Consider the following 8,655-nt stretch of genomic DNA (forward strand, 5'->3'; position numbering starts at 1 on the left):
GCTGAAGTGCTGGCCCACATCGACCGTCTGCTGGAAGAAGCGGGCAGCGACAAGTCGCGCATCCTGTCGACCCAGATCTACATCACCGATATGGCCAACTTCCCCGGCATGAACGAAGTGTGGGAAGCCTGGGTGGTGCAGGGCGCCACGCCGCCGCGCGCGACCGTGGAAGCCAATCTGGCCAATCCGGCCTGCCTCGTTGAAATCGTCATCGTGGCAGCACAGAAGTAAGCAACTCCCCGTAACAAACAAGGTTTTATCATGGTTTCAATCGCGGCTCTCAATAGCRCAACGTCGGACCAGCTGGTGCAAGGCCTGTCCGCCGATGATGGAGCCCGCATGCTTGCCGCGCTGGATTACGCCAGCGAGGCCTATGCGGGCAGGAAGACAAGCTACGGACAAGATGCGTTCGAATTTTCCGTGGGCRTTGCCAGCACGCTGGCCTTCCTGCGCAGCGATGTCGAAACCCGTATTGCCGGCCTGGTGTTCGAGCTTACCCTGCTCGACGCCGATACCGCCCCTGGCATCGAGCCCCGCTTCGGCACTGAAGTCGGCGAGCTGGTGACAGGCGTGCGCCAACTGATCCGCCTGCGCGAACTTACCCAGACAGCGCCGGGCGGCTCCACCCGCAGCAAGAGCGCGGCCCAGCAGGCCGTGGCGCAGGTTGAATCCCTGCGCAAGATGCTGCTCGCGATGGCGACCGATATGCGCGTGGTGCTGGTGCGGCTGGCTTCCTGCTGCACCACCTTGCGCTACTTTGCCGATGCCAAACTGTTCAACGAGATGACGCGCGCCTATGGCCGCGAAACGCTGGACCTGTACGCGCCGCTGGCCAACCGCCTCGGCATCTGGCAGATCAAGTGGGAGTTGGAAGACCTGTCGTTCCGCTTCATCGAGCCGGAAACGTATAAACGTATCGCGAAGATGCTGGAAGAGAAGCGCATGGCGCGCGAGAGCTTCGTGTCTTCCTCGATCACGCGCCTGCAGTCCGAGCTGGACGCGGCAGGCATCAAGGCCGAAGTGTTCGGCCGCCCCAAGCACATCTACTCCATCTGGAGCAAGATGAAGGGCAAGGAGCTGGACTTCTCGGAACTGTACGATGTGCGCGCCTTCCGCGTGATCGTCGATGACGTGAAGACCTGCTACACGGTGCTCGGCGTGGTCCACAATATCTGGACGCCGATTCCGAAAGAATTCGACGATTACATTTCCCGTCCCAAGCCGAACGGCTACCAGTCGCTGCACACGGTGGTGACGGCGGACGATGGYCGTCCCCTCGAAGTGCAGATCCGCACCCAGGAGATGCACAGCTTCGCCGAATACGGCGTGGCGGCGCACTGGCRCTACAAGGAGGAGGGCGGCTCCAATTTCAAGGGCCAGCAGTACGACGAGAAGATCGCCTGGCTGCGCCAGCTGCTGGCGTGGAAGTCCGAAGTGGCGGACGCCATGGTGGGCGACGAAGAGCAGCAGCGCGAGTGGGTCGAGAAGCTGAAGGCCACCTCCCTGGACGACCGCATCTTCGTGCTGACGCCGCAGGCGCGTGTGATTGAGCTGCCGGTGGGCGCGACGCCGATCGACTTCGCTTACCATCTGCACAGCGACGTCGGCCACCGCTGCCGCGGCGCCAAGGTGGATGGCGTGATGGTGCCGCTGAATACGGCGCTCAAGAGCGGCCAGTCCTGCGAGATCATTACTGCCAAGGGCGCGCCCGGCACCGCGGGACCGTCGCGCGACTGGCTGAGCCCCGAATACACGGTCAGCAGCCGCACCCGCTCCAAGGTGCGCGCCTGGTTCCACGCCATCGACATCCAGGAAACGCTGGCGAGCGGCCGCTCGCTGGTGGAAAAATCGCTGCAGCGCGAGGGCAAGACCGCCGTCAACCTGGAAGCGCTGGCGCAGAAGCTGGGCTTCAACAAGGTGGACGATCTGTTCCTGTCGGTCGGCAARGATGAATTCAGCCTGCGCCATGTGGAGCAGGCGCTGCACGAACCGGCCGAATCGGAAGAGCCGGCGGACCAGGTGGCCGTCAACAAGAGCCGCGCCTCCAGCGTGGAGCAGGGCGCCAAATCGGGCGTGCTGGTGGTTGGCACCGATGGCCTGATGACCATGCTGGCCAAATGCTGCAAGCCGGCGCCGCCTGATCCGATCGTGGGCTTTGTCACGCGCGGCAAGGGCGTGTCGATCCACCGCGCCTCGTGCAAGAACTTCGCCGAGATGCGTGCCAAGGCGCCTGAACGCGTGATCGTCACCGAATGGGGCAGCGCACGGTCCGATACCGTGTATCCGGTCGACCTGTTCGTGCTGGCCGGCGACCGCCAGGGCCTGCTGCGCGACATCTCGGAAATCTTTTCGCGCGAGAAGATCAATGTGATCGGCGTGAACACCCAGTCCGCCAAAGGCCAGGCGCGCATGACCTTCACCGCCGAAGTGGGCGCCACCGCCCAGCTGCAAAAGGCGCTGGCCGCGATCTGCGAAGTCACCGGGGTGATCGAAGCCCGCCGCGCCTGATGCATTGAGGCCGGCTGCGCCGGCTCGCATGTGACAATTGGAGATAATCCAACGTTGTCTTGCCGGTTATCCTGTAAGAATACTCTTACAAGGGAGGCGACAAATGGAGATCGCGAGCCTGGACCGACAGGGGTCGACTGAATTCAAAGGGGATCCGGCAGCCGAGCCGGTGGTGATCAACGAACGTGATTTCATCAAGGCTCGCCGCGACGCCGTGCGAGGACAGGATGATACGGGCCTGTCCGGCCTGGCATTTTCTGGCGGAGGCATCCGTAGCGCGACCTTCGGCTTGGGTGTGCTGGAAAGCCTCAAGGAACTGGGCCTGCTTGAAAAATTCGACTATCTGTCGTCAGTCTCCGGCGGCGGCTATATCTCCAGCTGGCTGAGCGCCAACTGCCTGCGCAAGCCGAACTGGCTCGCGAAAGGTGCGGACTGGCGCGAGTCCATCGCCCACCTGCGCAAATATTCAAACTATCTGTCGCCGCAACTTGGTTTCTTCAGTGCGGACACCTGGTCCATGCTGACGATCTGGATCCGCAATACGATCCTGGTGCAGTTGACCGTGGTGTTGAGCCTGGTACTGGTGATGCTGCTGGCGCGCAGCCTGGATGTGCCGTTCCAGCAATGGCCACCTCAGCAAGGCGCGCGCTGGCTGACGGTTGCGTTATTCCTGCTGGCAGTGACGGGGATTGGCGCCAATCTGATGCAGCTGCAGCGGCCGGCCGCCAGCCACGAGCACAAAGGGCAATTCAGCTACGATGCCTGCGGCTGGCGTGCCTGGGGCGCTGTGGCGTTGGGCGCCTTGGCTGGCGCGGTTACGATCAAGGTAGTCACGGGATTTAATCCCTTCATAGACGGCCCGGCCAATGAATATGCGTTGCCGATGGCCTTGTGCTTGTCGCTGTGCGCGATAGCCCTGGTGCCGCCCGTGCTGAAGTTACGCTGTCTCCTGCCTAAAGCAAAGCCTGGTTGCGATGAGGTGATCTATGACCAGAGCCAGGTGCAGACCATGGTCGTGCTGCCGATGATCTTCACGGCATTCCTGCTGGCCGCGGTGATGTGGGGGCTGGTGCGCGGCACGGTACCCGGCAATGAGATCACTGGCATGAAGCATTATGGAGAGCTGGTCCTGAAGGCGTGGCGGCACTGGCCTTTCCCGATCGCGATCTCGTTTGCTTCGATGCTGATCCTGTCTTGCTGCTCGCTACGAAGGGATGTGTTGCGGGATGCAGGTTGGCGTCCCTTTGCCTATGCCGGCCTGGCGATTGGTGTTTCTGCACTGAGCGCCGCCGCCCTGCATGCCATGTTTTGCGGCATTTTGGTGTTGATGCAGCTGTTCTACGAAAAGGGCGAATCAGGCGTCTGGCACGCCCTGGTATGGGGACCGCCCTTGCTGCTGATTGCGTTTTCGCTGGCGGTGACGTTGCAAATTGGCCTGCTTGGCCGCTCGTCGCTCGAGGGCATGCGTGAATGGTGGAGCCGCCTTGCCGCCTGGGTGTGCATCTACGCGTTCGGTGTCTGGCTGGCGATGGTGTCGGCGCTTTATGGCCCGCTGTTGACTGCGTGGCTGGTCGATGGCGAACATTGGCCGGGCATTTCTGCTGTTGTCGCCTGGATTGCTTCGACGGCGGGCGGCTTGTTGGCGGGGAATTCGAACAAGGCTGCCGGCGATGACAAGATTCGTAGCGAGCCCGCTTCTAGTGGCAGTAAGGTAATCAACGCCATTGCGCTGGTCGCTCCGTACGTCTTCATTGCCGGCCTGCTGCTCGTGGTGTCGAGTGCCATTCATGTCGTGTTATGGAATAGCGAGCGGGCGGATGGCACCTGGGTGCAGCTCAATCTGTTCTACGCGAATCATTGGCCGTACCTGAAGACCGGCAACGAGCACTTGAGCTGGATCATTCTCGGCTGCGCGATCGCTTTGGGCATTTTTATGTGGCGGGTGGATATCAATGAGTTCAGTCTGAACGCTTTCTATCGCAATCGCCTGGTGCGCTGCTATTTGGGCGCCACCCGCGTGCAGGCGCGCAAGCCCCAGCACTTCACAGGCTTTGACGATGCGGACGACCTCCCCATGAGTGAACTGCAAGGCGGCACCGCGGCAAATCCGGTCGCGGCAGGTCCGCTGCATATTGTCAATTGCGCGTTGAATCTGGGAGGATCGAGCGATCTGTCGCTGCACACACGGCATAGTGCAAATTTCGCGATCACGCCGTATGTGATGGGCAGCAGYTACTTGAAGGCATTGGACGGCAAACCTGGCTACCAGCCGCACAGTGATTTCCGGCGGCCTGTAACGTTAGGGCAGGCCGTGGCAGTTTCGGGCGCCGCGGCCAGTCCCAACCAGGGCTACCATACTTCGCCGGCGGTGGCGATCCTGCTGACGATGTTCAATGTGCGCCTGGGCTGGTGGTTTGCCAATCCGGCGCGTAAGCCAAAGCATGCGTCGCCGCTGCTCAGCATGCGCTATTTGCTGCTTGAACTGTTCGGTCTTGCCGATGCCGGTGCGAAGTATGTGATGGTGTCGGATGGCGGCCATTTTGAAAACCTGGCGATGTACGAACTGGTGCGCCGCCGCTGCAAGCTGATTGTTGCCAGCGATGCGGAGTGCGATCCCGAAATGAACTTTGAAGGACTGGGCACGCTGATCCGCATGTGCAAGGTCGACTTTGACACGGAAATCGTGATCAATGTGCGCGACATTCGCCTGCACAACGGATATAGCCGTTCGCGTTTCGCAGTTGGCGCCATTTTGTATCCCGACGGGACAACCGGTCTGCTGATCTACCTGAAGGCGTCCATGAACGGCAAGACCGAGGATTCTTCTGTGCAGCAGTACCACGCCACGCATCCGACCTTCCCGCATGAATCGACCGGCGACCAGTTCTACGCGGAAGACCAGTTCGAAAGCTATCGCCGGCTGGGCAAGGAATTGACAGACGCGGTATTCAAATCCAGTCTGTCGCAGATGGACTGGGTGGAGTTGAGCAAAGTGTGGCCCGAAGTGCCGGTGCCTCCCTCAAAAATCACGGTCCTTCCGCGGCGGCGTACTGGTGATGGACGACGCGCCTAATAGATCCGCCAGCAAGTCTGCCACTTTGCGCACGCGGGCGGATTTGCGCACGTCATCGTGAATCACCATCCATAGCTGGCGCTGGATCGGGCAGTCGATGCCGGGCAGCGCCGGCGGTCCATCCAGGTAGTCGGGCAGCACGGCCACGCCGGCGCCGGTGAGCGCTGCGGTGTGGATTGTGGCGAGGTCGTTGGAGCGGAAAGTGAAGCGGCGGCCGTTGGCGAATTCTTCCAGCCATTGCTGCTGCGGGGCTTCGGACAGGCTGTCGTCGTAGCCGATGAATTCCCAATCTTCCGCTGCGTGGTCCGCCACGTAGGCGGCCGTCGCGCACACGCGGTACTGCACTTGCGCGACCGCGCGCACGGCCATGTCCGGCGCGGCTGGGCGCTGGTAGCGCAGGGCGATGTCGGCATCGCGGCGCGACAGGTCGGCATGGCCCGCTTCGGCCGCCAATTCGATATCAATTGCATCCAGATGCGGACGCAGTGCGGCCAAACGCGGTGCGATCCAGTGCGCGGCAATGGCCGGTGGCGCTGAAATGCGCACGGTGCCCTGGGCGCTCGACGCCCCGGCCGCCTGGCGCAGCAGACCAAGCACGTCGTCGCCGATGCGGCGCGCTTGCGGCAGCAGAGATTGTCCGGCCTCGGTCAGCGACCAGCCGCGTGCGAAGCGGTCGAACAGGCGCAGGCCGAGTACCTGCTCCAGCGCCTCGATGCGCCGTGCGACGGTGGTGTGCTCGACGCCCAGCGCGCGTGCGGCGCCGGACAGCGAGCCGGCCTCGATCACGGCGAGGAAATAGCGCAGGTCATTCCAGTCGGGATTATCCATAGGTGCAATTATGCACGGGGAAGGCGAAGTTTTTGCCATTTCGCGGCGCGCGCCATGCATTTATCGTTGGCGCCACGTTCAACGAATGGAGTTCCGCAATGAAGACACTGATATTGGTACTACTCAGCCTGGCCGGGGTGGCGCAGGCCGCCGACCTGTCCGGCAATTGGGAGATGATTGGCGCTTACCGCGAGCACCGCGACGGTACGCGCAGCGACGATTACGGCAGCAAGCCGCGCGGCACGCTGACCATGTCGAAGGATGGCAGTTACGCGCTGCAGATCTATCACGCGGAGCGTCCGCCGTTCGAGGGTGACTACCGCAATGGACCGGCGCCTGAGTACAAGCGCCTGGTGCTCACCATGAGTACGCATTACGGCCAGTACAGCGTTGACGCGGACACCATGACGTTCAGGATCACTGCCGCGTCGAATCCGCAACTGGATGGCGCCGTGCAGAAGCGGCCCTACAAGCTGACGGGCGATGTGCTGGAATGGCGCGTGCCGCCGCGGCCGGATGGCGACGTACCGATCTCCGTCTGGCGCCGCGTCGCGCAGCGATAGTGCCAGTGAATTTTGCTTAGTGTTCGGGCTCGGCCTGCAGCGTGATGTGGTCGATGCCGTGGCGCGACAGCAGCATGGCCTTCACATCGCGCAGCACGCGCGGCCATTCCTGCAGGTCGCTGATTTCGAGGTGGCCGATGAGGGCCGGGTGGCCGGGCGACATGTCCCACACGTGCAGGTCGTGCACGGACACGACGCCGTCGATGGCTGCCAGGTCGGCGCCGATTTGCAGATAGTTCGCGCCTTCCGGCACGCCTTCCATCAGATGGTGGTAGGACTCGCGCAGGATCGTCACGGTGGATTTCAGGATCAGCAGCGAGACGAGCACGGACAGCAGCGGGTCGATCTGCATCCAGCCCGTCCACAGGATGACGGCGCCGGCGATCAGCGCAGCCACGGAGCCAAGCAGGTCGCCCATCACGTGCACCAGCGCGGCGCGGGTGTTCATGCTGCCCTGGTCGCGCGACAGCGTCCACGCCACCAGCACATTAATCGCCAGGCCCAGCGCGGCGACGATCAGCACGGTGCCGCCCTGCACCGGCGCGGGATCGGAGAAGCGGTGAATCGCCTCCACGAAAATCCAGCCCACGACCGCCAGCATGGCGAGGCCGTTGACGAAAGCAGCCAGCGCTTCTGCGCGGCCATAGCCAAAAGAATAGCGTGCCGATGGCGGACGTTTGGCGATCAGTTGCGCCAGCAGGGCCAGGCCGAGCGAGGCCGCATCAGTCACCATATGGCCCGCATCCGAAATCAGCGCGAGCGAATTGGACATGAAGCCAGCCACCACTTCCACCACCGCAAAGCTCAGCGTCAATGCAAGCGCGAAGGCCAGCGCTGTCTGGCTGCGCTGTTCGGCAAAGTGGGCATGTTTGGCATCGCCGTCGAGGTGGGCGTGCAAATGGGCGGAGGAGGAGGGAATCTTGGTTTGCATAGGCCTTGGAATATAGCATAGGCGACATAGCAATGTTTTCTTGGGAAAATACTTGTCATCCCGGAAGCGCATCTCTATAATGCTGGTCTCCGGGCGGTTAGTTCAGCTGGTTAGAATACCTGGTCGACATCCAGGGGGTCGCAGATTCGAATTCTGCACCGCCCACCAGAACACTGTAGTAAGATTGCAAAAGACAACGGGCGGTTAGTTCAGCTGGTTAGAATACTTGGTCGACATCCAAGGGGTCGCAGATTCGAATTCTGCACCGCCCACCAGACACTTTGTAAGAGCGAGAAAGGCACACCGGTTATGACACCGCGAACTACCATGACAGTTGGTGAGTGACGCTAGTCGATCGGCTTTCTTTTGCTTGTTCAATTGAAGAAAAACGCGGCTAGCCCGCGTTTTTTTTCGTCCGTATTTTCCCTATATCCTTTGTAGTTCCTTCTTCTGGAGATCATGATGGTTTCAGTCCGACTGCCCGACGGCTCCATCCGTCAATTCGAAGCGCCCGTCACCGTCGCACAAGTGGCGTCCAACATCAGCACCAGCCTGGGTAAAGCCGCGCTGGCCGGCAAGGTCGATGGCAAGGTTGTCGATACTTCCTTCCTGATCGACAAAGACTCCGACGTCGCCATCGTGACCGACCGCGATCCGGAAGGCCTGGATGTCATTCGCCACTCCACCGCGCACTTGCTGGCCTACGCCGTCAAGGAACTGTTCCCTGATGCGCAAGTGACCATCGGCCCGGT

Annotated in this window: 7 protein-coding genes and 2 tRNA genes; 7 read left to right on the plus strand and 2 right to left on the minus strand. The window is 61.8% G+C overall.

Annotated elements, in window-relative coordinates; translation table 11 throughout:
* The 3 genes from AB4Z11_RS14425 to AB4Z11_RS14435 form a co-directional block, all read left to right on the plus strand.
* Positions 1-231, plus strand: a 231-nt coding sequence (locus AB4Z11_RS14425) for a RidA family protein (protein WP_442025938.1), incomplete at its 5' end; no start/stop codon positions are given.
* A 30-nt stretch (positions 232-261) separates the two neighbouring features.
* Positions 262-2,508, plus strand: a complete 2,247-nt coding sequence (locus AB4Z11_RS14430; protein ID WP_442025939.1) for a RelA/SpoT family protein — start codon at positions 262-264, stop codon at positions 2,506-2,508.
* 103 nt (positions 2,509-2,611) lie between these two features.
* Positions 2,612-5,581 carry a patatin-like phospholipase family protein gene (locus AB4Z11_RS14435; protein ID WP_442025940.1) on the plus strand — a complete coding sequence of 990 codons (2,970 nt, stop codon included), beginning with the start codon at positions 2,612-2,614 and terminating at the stop codon, positions 5,579-5,581.
* On the opposite strand, the gene AB4Z11_RS14440 is transcribed toward AB4Z11_RS14435, so the two are convergent.
* Positions 5,528-6,409: a LysR family transcriptional regulator gene (locus AB4Z11_RS14440; protein ID WP_442025941.1), complete on the minus strand. Its 882-nt coding sequence runs from the start codon at positions 6,407-6,409 to the stop codon at positions 5,528-5,530. The genes AB4Z11_RS14435 and AB4Z11_RS14440 overlap by 54 nt on opposite strands.
* Positions 6,410-6,507: 98 nt before the next feature.
* Here AB4Z11_RS14440 and AB4Z11_RS14445 point away from each other — a divergent pair, with 98 nt between their 5' ends.
* On the plus strand, positions 6,508-6,972 hold the full coding sequence (locus AB4Z11_RS14445) for a lipocalin-like domain-containing protein (protein ID WP_442025942.1): 465 nt from the start codon (positions 6,508-6,510) through the stop codon (positions 6,970-6,972).
* Between the two features lie 16 nt (positions 6,973-6,988).
* Here AB4Z11_RS14445 and AB4Z11_RS14450 read toward each other — a convergent pair whose 3' ends face one another.
* Entirely contained in the window at positions 6,989-7,903 is a 915-nt protein-coding gene (locus AB4Z11_RS14450) for a cation diffusion facilitator family transporter (protein ID WP_442025943.1), read from the minus strand.
* Positions 7,904-7,994: 91 nt separating this feature from the next.
* On the opposite strand from AB4Z11_RS14450, the gene AB4Z11_RS14455 reads away from it, so the two are divergent.
* The 3 genes from AB4Z11_RS14455 to AB4Z11_RS14465 all read left to right on the plus strand — a co-directional run.
* Positions 7,995-8,071, plus strand: a tRNA-Val gene (locus AB4Z11_RS14455).
* A gap of 30 nt (positions 8,072-8,101) precedes the next feature.
* Positions 8,102-8,178, plus strand: a tRNA-Val gene (locus AB4Z11_RS14460).
* Between the two features lie 187 nt (positions 8,179-8,365).
* Positions 8,366-8,655, plus strand: a 290-nt coding sequence (locus tag AB4Z11_RS14465) for a TGS domain-containing protein (protein ID WP_442025944.1), incomplete at its 3' end; no start/stop codon positions are given.

Origin of the sequence: Pseudoduganella sp. RAF53_2 (genome assembly GCF_052113985.1) — a bacterium.
Lineage (GTDB): Bacteria > Pseudomonadota > Gammaproteobacteria > Burkholderiales > Burkholderiaceae_D > Rugamonas.